This is a genomic window from Psychrobacter sp. 1Y10 (assembly GCF_052259005.1).
Classification (GTDB): Bacteria; Pseudomonadota; Gammaproteobacteria; order Pseudomonadales; family Moraxellaceae; genus Psychrobacter; species Psychrobacter saeujeotis.
Map to the genome: position 1 here is coordinate 51,491 of NZ_JBQQES010000006.1, position 17,714 is coordinate 69,204.

13 protein-coding genes are annotated in these 17,714 nt (G+C 42.0%); 4 read left to right on the forward strand and 9 right to left on the reverse strand.

What is annotated here, in order from left to right; genetic code table 11:
• Window positions 1-13: 13 nt before the first annotated feature.
• Window positions 14-928, forward strand: coding sequence for a LysR family transcriptional regulator (locus ACTXGH_RS09055; RefSeq protein ID WP_439296883.1), 915 nt, complete (start codon window positions 14-16; stop codon window positions 926-928).
• 133 nt (window positions 929-1,061) lie between these two features.
• Here ACTXGH_RS09055 and ACTXGH_RS09060 read toward each other — a convergent pair whose 3' ends face one another.
• Both ACTXGH_RS09060 and ACTXGH_RS09065 read right to left on the reverse strand, forming a co-directional pair.
• Complete coding sequence (locus tag ACTXGH_RS09060) at window positions 1,062-1,400, reverse strand: RidA family protein (protein ID WP_299219550.1); 339 nt, start codon at window positions 1,398-1,400, stop codon at window positions 1,062-1,064.
• A gap of 72 nt (window positions 1,401-1,472) precedes the next feature.
• Complete coding sequence (locus ACTXGH_RS09065; RefSeq protein ID WP_439296882.1) at window positions 1,473-2,720, reverse strand: NAD(P)/FAD-dependent oxidoreductase; 1,248 nt, start codon at window positions 2,718-2,720, stop codon at window positions 1,473-1,475.
• A gap of 129 nt (window positions 2,721-2,849) precedes the next feature.
• Here ACTXGH_RS09065 and ACTXGH_RS09070 point away from each other — a divergent pair, with 129 nt between their 5' ends.
• Window positions 2,850-3,044, forward strand: a complete 195-nt coding sequence (locus ACTXGH_RS09070) for a hypothetical protein (RefSeq protein ID WP_439296918.1) — start codon at window positions 2,850-2,852, stop codon at window positions 3,042-3,044.
• A gap of 122 nt (window positions 3,045-3,166) precedes the next feature.
• On the opposite strand, the gene ACTXGH_RS09075 is transcribed toward ACTXGH_RS09070, so the two are convergent.
• From ACTXGH_RS09075 to surE, 4 genes are all read right to left on the reverse strand, one after another.
• On the reverse strand, window positions 3,167-5,182 hold the full coding sequence (locus ACTXGH_RS09075; RefSeq protein WP_439296880.1) for a contractile injection system protein, VgrG/Pvc8 family: 2,016 nt from the start codon (window positions 5,180-5,182) through the stop codon (window positions 3,167-3,169).
• Between the two features lie 180 nt (window positions 5,183-5,362).
• Window positions 5,363-7,549, reverse strand: coding sequence for an ATP-dependent helicase (locus ACTXGH_RS09080; RefSeq protein ID WP_439296879.1), 2,187 nt, complete (start codon window positions 7,547-7,549; stop codon window positions 5,363-5,365).
• Window positions 7,550-7,789: 240 nt separating this feature from the next.
• Window positions 7,790-8,569 carry a LysM peptidoglycan-binding domain-containing M23 family metallopeptidase gene (locus tag ACTXGH_RS09085; protein WP_439296877.1) on the reverse strand — a complete coding sequence of 260 codons (780 nt, stop codon included), beginning with the start codon at window positions 8,567-8,569 and terminating at the stop codon, window positions 7,790-7,792.
• Window positions 8,570-8,771: 202 nt separating this feature from the next.
• Complete coding sequence (gene surE / locus ACTXGH_RS09090; RefSeq protein ID WP_439260967.1) at window positions 8,772-9,665, reverse strand: 5'/3'-nucleotidase SurE; 894 nt, start codon at window positions 9,663-9,665, stop codon at window positions 8,772-8,774.
• Between the two features lie 685 nt (window positions 9,666-10,350).
• On the opposite strand from surE, the gene ACTXGH_RS09095 reads away from it, so the two are divergent.
• Complete coding sequence (locus ACTXGH_RS09095) at window positions 10,351-10,797, forward strand: MCR_0457 family protein (RefSeq protein WP_299219533.1); 447 nt, start codon at window positions 10,351-10,353, stop codon at window positions 10,795-10,797.
• Between the two features lie 459 nt (window positions 10,798-11,256).
• The gene (locus ACTXGH_RS09100) at window positions 11,257-12,423 is read left to right on the forward strand and encodes a D-alanyl-D-alanine carboxypeptidase family protein (RefSeq protein ID WP_439296876.1); all 1,167 of its coding nucleotides are present in this window, start codon (window positions 11,257-11,259) and stop codon (window positions 12,421-12,423) included.
• A gap of 165 nt (window positions 12,424-12,588) precedes the next feature.
• On the opposite strand, the gene ACTXGH_RS09105 is transcribed toward ACTXGH_RS09100, so the two are convergent.
• The 3 genes from ACTXGH_RS09105 to bamB all read right to left on the reverse strand — a co-directional run bounded on the left by ACTXGH_RS09105 (window position 12,589) and on the right by bamB (window position 17,687).
• Window positions 12,589-14,535 (reverse strand): sensor histidine kinase, encoded by a 1,947-nt coding sequence (locus tag ACTXGH_RS09105; RefSeq protein ID WP_439296874.1) that lies wholly within the window; start codon window positions 14,533-14,535, stop codon window positions 12,589-12,591.
• A gap of 163 nt (window positions 14,536-14,698) precedes the next feature.
• A complete protein-coding gene (gene der / locus ACTXGH_RS09110; RefSeq protein ID WP_439296872.1) occupies window positions 14,699-16,129 on the reverse strand; it encodes a ribosome biogenesis GTPase Der in 1,431 nt (476 codons plus the stop codon).
• A 349-nt stretch (window positions 16,130-16,478) separates the two neighbouring features.
• Complete coding sequence (gene bamB, locus ACTXGH_RS09115; protein ID WP_439296871.1) at window positions 16,479-17,687, reverse strand: outer membrane protein assembly factor BamB; 1,209 nt, start codon at window positions 17,685-17,687, stop codon at window positions 16,479-16,481.
• Between the last annotated feature and the right edge of the window lie 27 nt (window positions 17,688-17,714).

A 17,714-nucleotide genomic window follows, 5' to 3' on the forward strand; every position in this document is an offset into this window, starting at 1 on the left:
AGCATAAGTCTTAATGTTAGATGAGCTGATAAAAATAGACATCAAAACCTTACGTAGCTTTATGGCTATTGTAGAGTGTCAAGGCGTGACAGCCGCACAAACTCGCTTAAATGTTACCCCTTCTGTCATTAGCGGTCATTTGACTCATTTAGAAGATCGTTTGGGTATGACGCTCTGTCATCGCGGCCGAGCTGGCTTTAAGCTTACAGAAGATGGCGCAGCGGTCTATGAAGCCTGTTTGAGCTTTACCGAAGCGGTTGCCAGCTTTCAACATCAATTGCATTATATTCGTCAATTGGACTCTGTTCATGGGGGTCACATTCGTTTGTGTCTCATTGATCAGATGCCCGCGTTTTTTTATGACGCGTTACAGCAATGCTTGTCCGCAAGCTATAGTAAAAATCCACTGATCCACTTCTCTATCGATGTGCAAAGCCCAGAGAGCATGTTAGACAAGCTTTTGAGCAACGAAAGCGACATTGGCGTGGGTTATTTTGGTAGCTTTCCTCCTCTATTAACTTTTCAACATGCCTTTGTTGAAAAACAAGTGGTTTGCTGTGGACGCAAACACATCTTATTTGATGACTCAAAAGGCCTGACTTTTCATGAATTAGAACAAAACTACTCATGGATCAAACGAGGTTATATTACTGAGCACAGCATTAACCATATTCGCCCTAAGACGTTGAGTGCCACCACTTATCATATGGAGGCGACAGCGCAGCTGATTCTTGCAGGTCATCACGTCGGTTACCTACCAAATGATTTGGCAAAGCGTTATGAGGGCATGGGGCTGATGAAAGTTTTATTACCTGATGAGGCAAGCTATGAGGTGAGTCATCACTGGGCTTATCGGCAAAACTTACACAAACAAGTCAGTACTTTTTTGCAACAGATGCTTAGGCTATTGGATAAGCAAACACCTTAGCTTTGTAAACTTATATTTATCAAAATTTTGCTGGTAAACCGTTTTTTATAAAAATGTAGCGCATAAAAATCAAAAAAAAGGAGACGATATCAATATCACCTCCTTGTTCTATACAATCTTTATAAACAGACAGTTACTCAGCAGCGATGGCAGTCATCTCAACCAATAGCTCAGGACGTGCCAACGCAGACTCACCACAAGCACGAGCTGGTGGCTGTATACCGTCAAACCACTTATCCCATACTTCATTCATCGCGGCAAAGTCTGCCATATCTTTTACCCAGACCGTCACTGTTAGCAGTTTCGATTTATCACTGCCCACTTCCTCTAACAATGCTTGTATCTTCTCCAAACAAGTCAATGTCTGCGCTTTGATATCGTCATCGCTATTACCTACTTGACCACATAAATATACCGTTTGGTTATGCACAACGATCTTACTCATACGCTGACTACTATGTAACTTTTTCATCGTAACTAATCCTTAATGATAGAACTGAATTTATTCAAATATTTGCAACAATCATCATTCACAAAATAATGTTTAGCTAGAAAAACGCTGGGCGCTAAATGGTGCTACATCGACCAGTACCGGCTTATCATGAATCATCTCTTCCACAATGCGTCCTGTCATCGGCCCTAATGTAAAGCCTTGATGGCTATGACCAAAGGCAAACCATAATCTGTTGTGCTTAGGCGCAGGACCAATCACCGGCTTCATATCAGGCATACAAGGACGTGAGCCGGCCCAAGCTTCACTTTCTACAGCATCATCTAGCGGTAGAATTTTACGAGCAAACTTCAATACCGTTTTTAATTGTCCAAAGTTTTTTGGCGCATTCATGGTAGTCATCTCAGCACCGGTCGTGATACGAATACCCTGCTGCATTGGCCCCATAACAAAGCCTTTATCCATATCAAACATACTATGATTGATAGTGTTTTTGTCCGTCACTTTAAAGTGCTGATGATAGCCACGCATCGGGAACAACGGCAAGTTGTAACCAAGCGGTCTGATCAGATCATTTGACCAAGGACCAGCTGCAATGACCAATTTATCACTATAATAAGTGTCGTTATCGGTAACAACTTTCCAGCCTTCACCCTCTTGTACGATTTCTTTTACATCGCTCTCTTTGATTGTACCTTGCATCTCTTGGAAATTTTTGGCATACGCTTTTACCAAGGCGCTTGGGTTAGATACTTGCCATGAGTTCAACCAATGAATCGCACCGACGAAACCTTCAAAATTAGCGCTAGGCTCCATCGCTTTTAATTCTTCAAGGTTTAGTACGTTATGCTCAACACCTTGCGCGCGAGCATCAATAGCTGAAGCAATCGCTTCTTTAAATGTGTCTTCAGAACGATGCAGCTGTAACCAACCATCACGAGTAATCAGCTCATCAGCGCCGGACGCTGTAATCATGGTCTGATGCTCACTGGTACAATGCTCAATCAATGTCTGCCATTCAGCCTCGATTTTTTTGACTGATGCAGGCGTAGAGTATTTCCAATACTGCAATAGCGCTTGATGATAACGTAAGATAGCTGGTATACGATAACGAATGTCAGTACCCTGGTTAGGCAATACTCTAATCATCTCAGTGATCTGACGCGGGAAAGGATGCGTATGAATCGCTTCGCGCTGGATCAAACCAGCATTGCCATATGAAGTCTCTGACCCTGGCAATTTCTTGTCTAACAATAATACCTGCGAACCATTATTTTGCAGGTGCCACGCAATCGATGTGCCAACCATACCAGCACCAATAACAATAACCTCATAGCGCATAGAATATCCTTTCTTGATAGGTAGTAGAGTCTTACAAATTAGGGGTGATAATAACGCGAACCTGATAATTAATAAACCCATATTTGACGGATTTTTTTGGCACTAAATATTTTTAGTTATAGGCATCTAATGAGAAGTAAATTGGTAGGAATGATAGGGTTATTAGATATATATTTGATGCAGAAGCCAGTTCGCGTGGCTCATGATGAAACTAAACAGCGCTATGGCTGTGAGCGATTGCACACTCATCTTGCAGAGCAAGGCCATCATATCAGTCAATACATGGTCAGACAGGTTTGGGCTATAAGACGCCAAGACAGATGAGGTTTGATTATTATTGTCAAGCTGCGTAATTAAAATCTTCCAATTTTAGTTGTACGGATTTGACAGCATAGGTCAAAAGGCTGCTGGAGTGGCAAATAGTATACATTTATTATGAGATCTATCTAAAGCTCTTCACTTTGTGCTGCATAAGTGTTTAAGGCATTAGTACAAATATCAGCAGTTTCATATGTAAATTTATACCAACTATTTGCTGTTGCTTGTAGTCCATGATCGGTGGCAAGGTTTATACCCTGTCCACTACTTGTCGATTGATGGTTGCTGTAGCGATGGCGTAGGACGCCAAGCTCAAGCACGTGCTCATCAGGAGCAAAGGTCGCTTTGTCTATTGTCGTTGGGTTTTGCGCATTGGCACGACTAGCGGTGTTGACCGCCCACTGCATGCCGATTTGGTTTGGGGTGTCATCAAAGAGAAGTGTAACCTCAGAGTTTTCTGTGAGCCCGTACTGAGCAATACCAGAGATCCAGCCACTGTGGGCATCATCCTTGATTTGCGAATGTCCCAGTCCTGAGCCATGCCATCTGGGAGAAGATCCGTTTTTCAGATTATGTCTGTTAGCCAGTCCGCCGTCACGGGCAGTGATGTCTTTGTCATCAGTATCGCCCATGCCGATCCCGTCATAGAGGGCGCGGCTGATCAGGGGACTATCTTTGTCGCCATACCAGTGGTTGAGTAGCACCGCTTGTCCGAGCCTTGGCGCAAACTGCCAACCGTGGGTGGCTCCTGAGGACAACTGCAGGCTGCGCAGTGGCGGGGTGACCCCATCATCATGCAGGCTGATTCCTGCGGATACCGGAGTCGTGATCATGCGCTGCAAACCGTCATCGGTGACCTGTGAGGCGTAGCTTGGCGAGGCTGAGGTAGTGGCATCACCGGTACGCGCTTGGGTGACACCGCTATAGCGGCTACTGACAAGGGATTGCTTGCTTGGGTAGGGACAGTAAGGAATAGCAGAGTCTAATAGCGTGGCGGTTACCCAGATGCCAGTGTCACGAGCAATGTCGTAGCCGTGCTCGGGTATGGCGCTAAGTGCTGTTTGTTTAGCGGTACGCGTAAGCCAGTCTCTTATCAGCACTTGGTTGTGGTAGGAGACGCTGTCACTGCTCGGTTCGATACCGACGATGATCATAGCCGTACAATTTGTAGATAAACGACCAATAGAAGGTAGGTTGTTAATGCTAACTTGGCTACCGATGCTTAGGCCACGCATGGCGCCTGTGGCACTATAATATTCTCTATTGCAGCCATTGGCGCGTACCCATTGCTCAGCTAAGCGGGTAGCAGATTCATCGCTATATACCCGAGACGGCGCCCCAAATAGCACCGCGGTGTCATCAAATGCTAAGGGTGAGTCGTCATCTGCCACACCTTCATAGATAGTATCAGTAGCGAGTCCATCCGCTCGTACCACCACGGTGCGAGTGCCTAATTGCTTGGCGCTCATCTGTAGCGTATCGACACTGTCTTGACCGGACTGTACTGAGGACTTCTCATAGCTATAATTAAGTGGTGATAACGCATTCTCGTCTAGCGCACTGACCAAAGACCAATAGCCAAGCTCATCCACTGAGTCACCTGATACCCAATAGGTGATTATCCCAATATCTGCCAGCAAGCCGTTAATAAAGTCATAATCGCTAACATCTGACTGACTACGCATCTCTAGCGGACGAGTTAAAGTATCTGATGAGAGCAGTTGCTCTGAGAGCTGCCATTCAAAGTCATAATCATTCAAGATAGCGGTGATGATATCGAAGGTGGACTGATTCACAAAGCTGCGAGTATGGATGGACTGGGTCAGTTGCCAGTCAAGGGTGACGATATCAAGGGTGTAAAAGTGCATGGCGCCGTCTGAATGATGGTAGCGGACGGCTTGAATGAGTCCACAACGGCAAGTAGGCTCTCGAGCTGCAGATAACGTGGTTAAACATATAGGTTTACTAATTAAGGACAAACAAGCGTTTGAATCTAAAAAGTCATAACTGAACACGAGTATATGACTAATGGCGCTTTGATTAAGGCTACTTGTCCAAAAAAAGGCACTTGGATAAAGGGAGGTGGTTGCTAAAATGTCACTGCCAACCTTGAGCTGGTGCAGACGTGCAGTTTGTGAGGGCATAAGTAAAGTCTCATCATTGCTACAGTAAGAGCAAAACTAACAGTTTATCAACAAAAGTTATTAAACCATCTAATGAGAAAAGTATAGATATTACTGAAATATTGTCAAGTATTAGTATTGAAGGGATACTTGTATATTTTATTTTTAGAATAAAACTAAATGTCTTAAAACTTTTAACAATCACCACCACACGGGATCATCACTCGCCAGCATTTCTAACGACTTCCTTGAGCGCTTAACCTCCACCTCATCTGCAGACAACTCAGCGATAAATCGTGATGGCTTGTCAAAATATCCTGAATAACTGGCAAAATAATCTGGAGCAGTCAGATACAATCTGCTCTTGGCACGACTACAAGCCACATAGAACAGTTTACGTTCCTCTTCTAGCTCCTCAAAGTCAGCCAAAGAGCGATGGTGCGGCGTAATACCATCGACTAATGAATTGACAAAGACCACTGGCCATTCTAGCCCTTTGGCACTATGAATGGTCGAAATCGTCACTTTGTCTTTATCATCCTCTTCTGGTTGACTGGTCGTCGCTACTGAGTCATTGGGTGGATCGAGCGCCAGATTTTCTAAGAAACTATCAAGGCTGCTGTACTCTGTTGCTAAGTTTTTAAGCACCCGAAAGTCTTCATTGCGCTCACGCCAGTTTTCCTCTAACGTTTTTAGAATAGGGACATAAAACTCTAAAACATGCTCAATAATAGTCTCGACTGATTCTGCTTGACTCGCCTTAGTTAAAGTGTGATATAAAGGCTCAAGTTGCTCACTTTTTTTGGCAAACTTTGGCGTGAGTAATGGTTCAAAAGAATGGCTATCGGCATCGATTGCTTGAGTTAACCGAGTCGCGGTAACTGCCCCTACTCCTTTAAACAAGGTTAGAATTCGATGCCACGCAATAGTGTCATTTGGGTTATAGAGTATTTTGACAAAGGCTAACACATCTTTGATGTGCCGTCTCTCAATGAACTTGATACCACCTACCACGATAAATGGAATGCCGCGTTCCATAAATTCTAACTGTACATAATTGGACTGAAAAGACGTGCGGCACAGTACCGCAAAATCGTTGTAATCGTGATCTGGTTTTAACTCTATGATTTTATCAGCGATATATTTAGCCTCGCGGGTTTCATCACTCAGGCGGCTAAAGACGGGCTTGTACCCCTCTATCGATACGTTAGAGTACAGCTGCTTTTGATAGCCCAAGGTAATTTGCGCAGACAAGGCATTGATATAATTTAGAACAGCAGGCGTACTGCGATAGTTTTGCTCCAGCTTGATAAGCTTGGCATCTGGATAAGTCTCACCGAACAGTAGAATATTTTCGTAGTTTGCGCCGCGAAAAGCATAAATACTTTGATTGTCATCACCGACTACCATCAGTGATACCGATTCAGGCTCACAAATCAAATCTATCAGCTGTTTTTGCGGAATATTGGTATCTTGATATTCATCAACCATGATGTAGCGATATTGATTTTGTAGCATTTGGCGAAAGGTGTCGTTGGTCTTTAAGTGTCGTACGACTTGGCTAATAATATCGTCAAAATCATAAAGATGATTGGCGCGCTTATACTCATGAAAATCAATTGCCAACTGCTCGATAATGGGAATGTGTACAGCGATATCAGGATAATTACTTTCGATTAAGTCGCGGATATGAATGCGTCTATTTCTAGAAGTAGAGATAATGTTTCGCAAGGTCTTTTTACGCGGAAAGGCTTGGCTTTTGGTTTGCGCAGGATACTTTTTTTCCTTATGAATTAAATCGATGGCGTCTTCACTATCACCTGTATCCAAGATAGTAAAGCGCGGATTAATACCAAGTAGCCCTGAGTACTGACGCAATAGCATATTGCAGAATGAATGAAAAGTGCCACTGGTGATATCGTTTAACGCTTTACTGGTCGGTAGTCTGTCTTTTGCCAGGTCATCGTCTGATAACGTATCAGCCAATAAAACTTTGGCGCGACTTTTTATCTCATTTGCTGCTTTACGGGTAAAAGTCAGTAGCAAGATACTTTTGGGGTTCACCCCATTTTCTAACAAATAGCTGGTGCGATAGGTCAAGGTTTTGGTCTTACCAGAGCCAGCACCAGCGATGACCAATACTTTCCCTTCAATAGTAGTGGCTGCTAGCAATTGATCAGGGTTTAGCTCACTGGCGTAGTCTACTTTCAACCCTAACTCACCACTCAATCTTTGCTTCAGCAGCTCAATATTTGCATCGTCATCGGCATCGATTAGGTTTGCCTCTAGCTTTTTAATCGCCTTTTTCAAGCGCGTAAGCTTAGGTTGTATCTCCGCAAAATTCTGCGGATAGTTATAGCTTTGCGTGTCAAAAATCGTAGTAGTCATTATACAATATGGCCTTAAATTTCAGTCAAAAGCTGTCTAAACAAAAAACAAGTTTAATTAACAGGTTAACTCTAAATCATCTCGACACTCTATAAAAAAACCTATCACCACTTTTCATAAGGCTTTGCAACGATATGAAAAGTAGTGACAGGTTATAAGTATCCGATAGCTCTTATGTTGTACCTTGTTAGCTTAGGTCACATAAAACTTAAGCCAAACGACATTTATTTGAGCAATGATTTAACGTCCTAGTACAGCACGCGGATCAATAGGGTTACCATTTAGACGTACTTGAAACTGTAGGGCTATTTGATTGGTCTGGCCACTACTACCCATCCTGGCAATACGTTGACCACGTTGTACCGCTTCGCCTTCTTTAACCAATAATTGGCTATTATGCGCATAAGCGGTAATGTAATCACCGCTATGACGAATCATAATAAGATTGCCATACTCGGTTAGCCCATCACCCGCGTATAGTACCGTTCCACTTTGACTGGCGAGCACTGGATCACCTTCTCTACCGGCAAACCACATGCCCATGTTGCCAGATGCAGCATCAAAATTACGAAGGACTTGATTACGACTAGGATACTCGTAGCCAGCGGTCGAATTGGCAGTTACTTCATAAACAGGTGCCGAGCCTGTCGTAGGCGGCGGTGTCGTAGGCGTAGTGGCAACGTTATAGTTGTTGTTACTAGCAGGACGTGTGGGCGCGCTTTGTTCACCATGCCAAAGCTTGAGCCATTGGCCACTATAGATAGTATACTTGCTATCAAGGCCGTTCAGCGCTCCGATTTGACGATAATTTAAGCGATAACGTGAAGCAATCTGGCTAACCGTATCGCCACGTTTTACAAGGTGATAGTTGGGGACACCTTGACTATTGGTAATAATCTTAGGGGCTGGTCGTGCAGAATTTTGATAGGTCGGCTTAGTTGCACAGCCTGTCATCGCAACCGCTAGTGTTCCGACTAAGGCTACAGTCGCTAGCTGCGACCCAGAAATAAGCTTTTTCATACAAGGTTTCCTATTCTTTATAGTGCTCACGTTCTTTGTAGTACTCACAATTATATAGTGCTCACGATTATCGTGTTGTTATCTTTACTGTTTATAAAATTATGCCGCCGCTATTATAACCATAATACGACCCTATTTATAGAACTTGACTTTAATTATAAAAATAGCGTCTGTTTCATCACCCTTCAATTACAAGGATGAATTACAATGCCAAAGTCGAAAACTTACTGAGGGTAGACGCTGGTGTATGATGTAAGCGAACTGGAGATAAACTAATATAACCTGCTGCTACCGCCAGCTCATCTGTATCAATCACCAAATTATCGTTGTTACCGTTGTTATCGGCTCTAGGCTGACATAGTCGCTCAGGACTGCCACTTATAGAGTCATCAATAGGCGTATTAATATTGGCGTCCATATGCTCTGTGGTTGGCAAATTCTGGCATTTTTTTAAACATAACCAATAAGCATCGCGGCCGCGTGGATCAACCATATGATGTACAGGTTTTTCTATTAGGCTATGAGCTAAGCGTGTGATTTTGCGTCCTTTTATACCCTCAGCCGTATTTACATTAGGAATATTAATATTGAGTACGTGATAAGGCAAACGTTTGAGCTCCTCCAATAAAAGCGTTTTGGTCAATATTTTGACGATCTCGGTTGCGGCCATTTCATAATGGCTGGTTTGATCCTGTCCATTGCCTTTAATCCTATGACCCACCAATGAAGTTGCAATCGCCGGTATACCAAAAAGCTGAGCGGTCAAAGCCGCACCAAAAGTACCCGAAAACAAGACGTCTTGCCCTAGGTTTGCGCCTGAATTAATACCCGTGATCACGCAGTCAAACTGAGTGTTAGGATAAAGCTCGTGTAGCGCAAGATAGACACAGTCAGCAGGTGAACCATTAACCGCAACGAACCCTGATGGTAATATATGAGGATACAAGGGCTGAGAAATATGAAGCGAGCTGGCACTACCGCTCTGCTCTTCATGGGGTGCAACGACCACAACGTCTCCAATCTGGCAGAGGGCTTGGTATAACGCCAACAACCCTGGCGCATGTACTCCATCATCATTACTAATCAAAAACTTCATGGCAGCTCAATATAGTGATATCTCATTTTCTGGCAACAGACTTAAATATCGTAACCGATTGCTAATAACCTATAGTCATCTATCTCATAGATAGTAGCGTTTAAGAACAAGCATCTTAAAGCAGCATTTTGAGGAAAAAGATAACTTTTGTATGCCTTTATTTAGCAGATAAATGCAGATATAGAAGGTAAAAAACGAAAACCTAGCGGTAATACAATATGGTTTAAAATATATTTATAAGCGTAGTAGTAGTTGCATAAAGTAAGTCTACATTCATCGAACTATTATACGATATAGAAAGAGATTATACCCTAACTAAGCATCGGCACAAATAAACCTTTCACTCATTGTCTTAAAATCAAGTATAATCAAACAGTTGTGGCTACATTTGCAAAAACCTATTGATATTTTTAACCTTATAAAATTCGCTTTTGCGGATGTGTATATCAACACTAGTTGGTCACCTCTTCACCTATTTTTTTCGTTACAATAGGCAACAATGAACAACAATAGACTGTTATCTATTAAGGCTTATGTAACTTAGGGACAGATGCTACTGATATGTTGCTAACGATCGACTCTAGGTCACAATATATCTACACATAAGTCAATATTTTATGTGACTTTTATTTTTTTTCCCATTACCATAACACCATTAAATAACGTAAAGCGAGTGTGATACCGAATGAAGAATCAATCGATATTATCTATAATTTCTATAACGACAAGAATAGTTTCAAGAACAGCTTCAAGGATTGGCATTATCGGCTTGATAGCTTCTGCTTCATTGTTAGCTCAAACATCCAACGCAGCTAGTAATAATGTGTCTACCATTCCTCTAGATATGTCTGGCGTAAGTATTACTAAACATGAAATTGCTGTCATGCAGGTACTGTCTGAAATTTGCCCACCGATGTTAAATAAAAGACAAAGACAACGTTTTTATAAATCTTACAATATACAACTGCATGAGCTTATGCCGTCTTTAGAAGATCCGAAGGCTGCAATACAGTATTTGTCAACGCAGCAAGATTATCGTCAAATCTTACAAAGTATACGTAGCTGGACACTGGGGTTCTCAAAACAAGAAAATAAAGCCTTGTGTGAAGATTTAGCAAACGCGCAATACTAACGGCTGACTTGTCACAACATACTCTGACTAAGCGATTAACCATATAAATATAAAAGCATCAGTCAGTATCCAACACCTCCTGCCCAAACAATTTTTATATCCTAAGTTTGCTCCTTTCATCCTAAAAACGAAGCGTGAAAGGAGCAAACTATTTGCGTACTATAATAGATACCAAATAAAAGAGCACCTTTTACTATGATGCAAAACTGCTTAAATAGACTCTTTTTTTTGTCATAAACAAAACCTGTAGCATGGCCTTGATGGCGACTACGGCAAACCTTTTTTAGGCTGGCTTCCTCCATATTGTCAATGTCTTTTTTATCGTATTTATTGTTTCCCCATTGGTAAGCATTTTGCTAATATAAGGCCTTAATTTTATGTCAATCGTCATCTATAGATGCTTTTATGAGTATAGCTGGCGATAGACGCATTGGGTTTCATGATGTGGTGTAACAATCTATGACAGTAAAGCATGTAAAAAAACAGCTGGTACAACTAATCGTTGGCGTCAGCTTATCTTTGAGTACAGTAATTGCCAATGCTGCTATTCAATCTCCAGAGATGGACAATACCGCCTATGTATTGATGGACTATAATACTGGTGAGATATTAGCGCAAAAAAATGCCAACCAGCCTCTTCCGCCAGCCTCACTAACCAAAATGATGACCAGCTATATCATTGAGCAACGTCTAAGCTCAGGTGACTTGACCGAAGATGAACAAGTGCTAATGAGCAAGAATGCATGGTGCCGTGGTAGTAGCAGTCAGTCTTGTATGTATGTGCCAGTAAATAAAACTGCCAGTGTCATTGATATGCTACGCGGTATCATTATTCAATCAGGCAACGACGCCTCAAAAGCAATGGCCGAACATATTGCAGGTAGCGAAACTTCATTTGCAATATTGATGAATGAGCAAGCTAAAAAGCTGGGTATGGATAACACAAATTTTGTGAATGCAACAGGTATGCCTGATGAGGGGCACCAAGCCTCAGCACTTGATTTGGCAAAGCTTGCTCGCGCCATTGTAAAAAACAGTGGTGAATACTATGATATCTATGCTGAAAAAGAGTTTACCTATAACGGTATTACTCAAGGCAATCGTAACGCGCTACTGGCCACAGATCCTACAGTAGATGGTCTAAAAACTGGACATACTGATGCAGCAGGCTACTGCTTGGTCGCCTCAAGTAATCGTGATGATATGCGTCTGATTTCTGTCATTATGGGGACTGAAAGTCCACAAGCACGGGCTGATCAATCGCGAGAGCTTCTTAACTGGGGCTTTGGTCATTTTACTACAGTGACAAAAGCACCGTCTAATCAGTTTGTCAGTAAGTTACCAGTATGGTTTGGAGAGGCCGACGAGATAGAGCTGACAACAGGTGATACTCTACAAGTCTTAACCAGTAAAACACAAAAAAATAAGATTACTACAGTCGTTGATATCCCTGAAAGTATAGAAGCGCCTGTCAAAAAAGGTCAACAGATTGGTAAAATGTTGGCAGTCATTGATGGCAAGGCAGTGGCCTCAGTGCCTATTGTAGCCACCACTGATATCGAACAGTCAGGCTTTGTGAACCGGATGTGGCAGCATGTTGTACGCTGGGCACAGAACCTATTTTAAACTTACTAGAATAGTAATTGCTCCCTCATCTTAGATGAGCAGTAAATAAAAAAAGACGCTCTCATTTGGCGTCTTTTTTTATTTATGTGATATCTATTGGTTTAACATGTCACACCAAATACCTATTAAACCTTGTTAATTAACATTCTCATAGTAGTAAGTAGGTTATACCACCCATTTCTTCAAAAGAGCAGTCAGCAGTTTGGCATCTTGTACAGCACTGTGACAATAGTCTATACCCGCAGCTTTTAGATCATATTCAAAGCTTTCTACGTATTGCTCTTTGTGGAGTGGGTACCAGTAAACCAATAGCGAGCGATAAGTTGTTTCTCGCTCTCGAATGTGCTTGGTCAACTGAACGACTTGTTCAGGCAATACCTCTTCTGCAAACATGATGACGTTTACTTTCACTTTTGAGATATAATCCATCATTGATTGTCCATTACGCTGAGAGCTGACATGAGCGCCAAGTCGTCCCAGCATCTCTACCATCGAGCTGATCTCATCATGATGATAGTACACAACATTAATGTCCTTTAAGAGGTATTCATACTGTGTCTGACTCTTATAACGCAGTGGCATTGTAACGATGAATTTACTGCCTACACCAACCTCACTATCCACCTCGATTGATGCACCCAAAAGCTGACCAATTTGCTTGATGACTGACAGCCCTATTCCCACGCCTTCGTTCTCGCGAGTAACTGACGAATCAACTTGAAAGAATGGGGTAAATATATCCTCTAGATGACTTGTACTAATGCCAATACCTGTATCAATAACTTTAACTTGCCAGCGAATACTTTCATTAAAATGCGTCAGTTGAGAGTCAATAATAACTCGTCCGGTATGAGTAAATTTTATCGCATTGTCTACTAATGTGGTCAAGATCTGTTGAATCTTACTTATGTCTCCTTCTAGAGTATACTCAACATGATGAACACGGCTAATAAGCTCTAGGTTTTTTTGTCTAACAGCTGGCTCGAACTTCTCTATCAGATCAGCAATCATCTTTAATGGGTTAAATTCACTTAAACTGACTACCATTTGGCCTTTTTCTATTCTATTTAACTGTATGATTTGCTCAAGAGTCAGCTCTAAATGATGACTACCCTTATGAATAATAGCCAACGTATCTTTTTGTTCATCATTAAGATACTGATTATCCAACAGCTGTAACCCCCCTGTAATGGCATTAAGGGAGGTTTTTAGCTCATGAGTAATCATGTTTTGAAAGTTTGATCGCTGCATGTCAAGGGACAAGTCTTTATTATGAAGCTGCTGCTCAAAATCTGCTAAATCGAGGTAATCTTGCTGTGCCACTCTTAAGCGCTCAAATAGAATGATAAAAGATTCTTTTATACGTATAAGCTCTTCAAACTCAAAACGCTGTTGAATGGTGGGTAGCTGTTCAAGCTCAGGGTCATTAGCTGCTATCTCGCATACCTTTGCAAGCTCGACAATATCTTTGGTTGGCCAGTTGAGTTTACGTAGAATATACCAAACAACAAAAATCGCTAAAATGGTAGTTGCAAACCATGACAACAGGTTGATTCGTACCCAGTACCAACGTAGTTGGTTCATATCTAACGTAATATTAATATAGCCAACCAATGTATTGCGCGCGGCTAACGGAGTGGTCATTTTTGGAGTATCTCTAACACTAATAGGTGAGGTATTAGCAATACGTTGAGAAGAATTGGCGCGCTGGATACTACTGCCGGTAAGGTAACGACTGGTAACAGGATAGTTGAAGCTGACTGTATCAGCAAACCAAGCATTATACCAATTATTACCTACACTATTAATATTGCCTTGACTCAATGAATCAATAGGTTGATCAGTTGAATAAAATAAGATGCTTTGTAAGCTAGGATCATTGTCCAGCAATATACTCACTTGTCGAGCAACCAAGTTAGCGCCATCAGGGGTTGAGGCACTATTTGACAACATTTCGCCCAACTGCTGAACATGTAAACGTTTTTGTTGATAGTTATGGACAAAGGTATAAACAAAAGACAATAAAAATCCTGCAAAAACTGCCACGACGATAGCTTGTAAGATAGAATAACGAATAATCGTGGGTATGTTTCTAGAAGAACTTATACTCATGTCAATCAATTCATGATGGCTTTGACTTATAATACCTCATAAGTATGTATTTTGTTTATTTTACGATAAACGGCAACCTTATAAAAAAACCAACAGCATTTATCAGTAGTTTTTTGATATTTAATTTAAAGACTTCCATTGTAGAAGTCTTTAAAGGTCTCAACTATTGTTTTTTATCCGTTTTTCTATGACTTTTTGAATATTTTGGCTTACGATTGCGTTGACGCTGTAGCAATTGCTGAGCTTTGGCTTTAGTTGGCGTGTCACTCTTATTAGCATAAGGGTTTTCATTGAGCTTAAAGACGACATTAAGCGGTGTACCTTCAAGCTTAAACACTTGGCGAAACTGGTTTTCAAGATAACGCTGGTAGCTTTTAGGCAACGACCCTGTTTGATTACCATGAACAACGATAACGGGCGGGTTATGACCACCAATGTGAGCGTAACGCAGTTTGATACGGCGACCACCAACAGTTGGTGGCGGGTTTGCAATGACTGCATCTTGCAATATTTGTGTTAAGCGGTTGGTAGATACCTCAAACATCGAGGACTGATAGGCGCGTAAAATAGAAGGATACAGATTCCCGACACCAGTACCATGCAGCGCAGAGATTAAATGCACTTTTACGTAGGGTATAAAGTTAAAACGACGCTCCATCTCAATTTTGATATAGTCTTTTTGTTCGTGCGTCAGCCCATCCCATTTATTAATCGCAACGACTAATGCTCGACCTGCATCAAGTGCATAACCGATCATATGAAGGTCTTGATCGACGATACCTTCTTGTGCATCGATCACGATGACAGTAACATTAGAGTCTTCAATCGCTTGCAAAGTTTTGATGACGGAGAATTTTTCTACTTTTTCATCGATACGGCCGCGGCGGCGTACACCAGCAGTATCAATCAATACATAATTTTTGCCATCACGTTTATAAGGAATATAGATACTATCACGTGTGGTACCAGGCATATCAAAGACGACGACTCGGTTTTCACCCAATAGACGGTTAACCAAAGTCGATTTACCTACGTTTGGACGCCCAATGATAGCCAGTTTAAGACCATCCGGCTCTCCTGTATCGACATCTTCTGGCATATCGGCAGTGATAACTTCTAGTAAGTTACCGACACCGCGACCATGACTGGCAGCCATTGGATAAGGCTCGCCTAACCCTAATGCATAAAATTCTGCAGAGGCCGAATCATGCGTGCCATCGACTTTGTTGGCGACAACATATACAGGCTTACCTAGGGTATGTAAAAACTTACCAATTTCTGCATCAGCGCCGATCATACCAGCACGTGCATCAACCACAAATACGATGATGTCAGCTTCATGAATTGCCGTATGCGACTGCTCAGACATATAATCATCAATATCGCCTCTGCCATCATCGGCCTCACCGATACCGCCAGTATCTACTACGATAAACGATTTGCCCTCATAGGTAGCATCACCGTATTGACGATCACGAGTCAAACCGGATAGATCCGCAACCAAAGCCTGACGACTTTTAGTAAACTGATTAAATAAAGTAGATTTACCTACATTGGGGCGACCAATTAGCGCGACCACGGGCTTGATACTCATGCGTTACTCTCAATAATGGTCAGTAATAACAACAAATAGGTGTCATATGACCGCAAACTTAAATGAATGATGAAGACAAAGAACCTATTATAAAAGATAATAGTCTTTTAATGGGATAGATGATGGATTAATAGAAAAAACAGCACATTAATTGTAAATAATTGCCCTTATCATAAAGGCGCATAGATTACGCTAAACGCGCTATTTGTACAAGGCATTAAACGCTGACAAAGCAGCGTTTAAACGTCATAGCATAGCCTTATTGCTTAATATCTTTATCAAAGATTATTATTTAATAAGGCCTTTTAATGGCATAAAAGTCAGCCAAAGTAGCACCATATATTGCTACTTAACGAGCCAATTGCCATATGGCTACTTGCCCAGAAGTACTTTGCGTCATTAAGCGGTTACCCTGCACTTGTAGATCGGTCAACGCACCCTTAGTTTGTACTCGGCTTACGATATCGCCGTTTGCAGGATTAAACAAATGCACGACGCCCTCAAGATCACCAACAGCGATGTAATTGCCAATCATCACAGGATTCGTCAAGTCACGATAAGCAAGCGCTTCACTCTCCCACAACACATTACCATTATTACGGTCGTAAGCGACAACTTTACCTTCTAAACTGGTGGCAATGATTTGCTGATCATTTACGGCAAGTGATTTTAAGCTTGCCAATTCATTCACGAACATGACTTGGCGCGATGTTAAATCAATCCCTAGCAATTGACCGCTGTAACTGATCGCATATAGCTGATTATTGTCGACAACAGGCATACCGTCAACATCGCTCATGCGCTCAACTTCGCTGCTGCCAGCACCGACACCAACACGTCTTGACCACTGCGGCAAGCCATTATCAAGCGTAATAGCATGAAGGCGACCATCAGCAGTAGCAAGTAATGCTGTTTTGTCATCTAATAGTGTTGGCGCTGCACTACCGCGTACGCTAATAGCTGGTACTTGAGTGGCAAATTGCCAGATTGACTGACCTGTTTGTAAAGATAAACCGTGTAAGAAGCCATCATTGGCAGATAAAACGACTCGATTGTTGCTAACCAGCGCAGGCGTCAGCACTGAACCTGACAGCTGTTTTTGCCAACGCTTAGCACCAGTTGTGCTATCAAAAGCCATTACCAAACCACTGCGTGTACTCACAATAGCAGTCTGACTTAATGAATCTATCGTTACACCACCAGTAATTTGCTCATCAACGTTGATGGACCATAAGCGCTGACCTGCGTTATCAAAACCTGTCAACTCGCCACCACGTGATGCTGTAACAGTTTGCCCATTACTATAACCAACTTGTAAGGCAAGCGGGTCTTTTTTACTGACTTTCTTGTTACCAACGTCGACGCTAAATATTGGCTGCAGGACGCTAACAGGTTGTGCAATTTGTACCAATTCGACTGGATCGTTTACCACCGGCTTAATACCGCGATTACAACCAACAACAGCAGTCGTCATCAGCGCCAAAGCCGCCACGTTCATGACAGTCGACTTCATGGTCTTATTTTTGGTTTTTTTGCTGAAGCGATTAGATAGGGTCATTGTCTGCTCTCATTACGAATAAATTAA

Bases quoted from the DNA above. Each gene is read 5' to 3' on its own strand.
- ACTXGH_RS09065 (WP_439296882.1), bottom strand. From the start codon at position 2,720: ATGCGCTATGAGGTTATTGTTATTGGTGCTGGTATGGTTGGCACATCG.
- ACTXGH_RS09070 (WP_439296918.1), top strand. From the start codon at position 2,850: ATGAGAAGTAAATTGGTAGGAATGATAGGGTTATTAGATATATATTTG.
- bamB (WP_439296871.1), bottom strand. From the start codon at position 17,687: ATGACCCTATCTAATCGCTTCAGCAAAAAAACCAAAAATAAGACCATG.
- ACTXGH_RS09100 (WP_439296876.1), top strand. From the start codon at position 11,257: ATGACAGTAAAGCATGTAAAAAAACAGCTGGTACAACTAATCGTTGGC.
- ACTXGH_RS09095 (WP_299219533.1), top strand. From the start codon at position 10,351: ATGAAGAATCAATCGATATTATCTATAATTTCTATAACGACAAGAATA.
- ACTXGH_RS09060 (WP_299219550.1), bottom strand. From the start codon at position 1,400: ATGAAAAAGTTACATAGTAGTCAGCGTATGAGTAAGATCGTTGTGCAT.
- surE (WP_439260967.1), bottom strand. From the start codon at position 9,665: ATGAAGTTTTTGATTAGTAATGATGATGGAGTACATGCGCCAGGGTTG.
- ACTXGH_RS09075 (WP_439296880.1), bottom strand. From the start codon at position 5,182: ATGCCCTCACAAACTGCACGTCTGCACCAGCTCAAGGTTGGCAGTGAC.
- ACTXGH_RS09055 (WP_439296883.1), top strand. From the start codon at position 14: ATGTTAGATGAGCTGATAAAAATAGACATCAAAACCTTACGTAGCTTT.
- der (WP_439296872.1), bottom strand. From the start codon at position 16,129: ATGAGTATCAAGCCCGTGGTCGCGCTAATTGGTCGCCCCAATGTAGGT.
- ACTXGH_RS09085 (WP_439296877.1), bottom strand. From the start codon at position 8,569: ATGAAAAAGCTTATTTCTGGGTCGCAGCTAGCGACTGTAGCCTTAGTC.
- ACTXGH_RS09105 (WP_439296874.1), bottom strand. From the start codon at position 14,535: ATGAGTATAAGTTCTTCTAGAAACATACCCACGATTATTCGTTATTCT.
- ACTXGH_RS09080 (WP_439296879.1), bottom strand. From the start codon at position 7,549: ATGACTACTACGATTTTTGACACGCAAAGCTATAACTATCCGCAGAAT.